The following is a 344-nucleotide window of genomic DNA, read 5'->3' on the forward strand; positions in this document are numbered from 1 at the left end:
ACTTTAGCTGCACGCCCAGCACCACTGGTGCCTGTTTTAGCATCTGCAATGAGACGATCCGCCTGGACTAAGCCTTGCTCAACTAAAGGTAAAAAGCCCAACTGAATAACCGTAGGAAAACACCCAGGGCAAGCAACTAATTTGGCATCTTTAATTTGTTCACGATAGATTTCAGGCAGGCCATATGCAGCCTGAGGAATTAATTCAGGGCAGGCATGCTTCTGGTCATACCAACTTTCCCATACATCTACATCTTTCAAACGAAAGTCACCTGAAAGATCAATGGTACGCAAGCCGGAATCTATAAATTCAGACATCATTGACTGAGCCACACCGTGTGGCGT

Annotated in this window: 1 pseudogene; it reads right to left on the bottom strand. The window is 45.9% G+C overall.

The window, feature by feature from the left end:
• A pseudogene (locus A3766_RS10050) lies at positions 1-320 on the bottom strand (N-acetyl-gamma-glutamyl-phosphate reductase); the annotation flags it as partial.
• Between the last annotated feature and the right edge of the window lie 24 nt (positions 321-344).

Source organism: Oleiphilus sp. HI0132 (assembly GCF_001635845.1).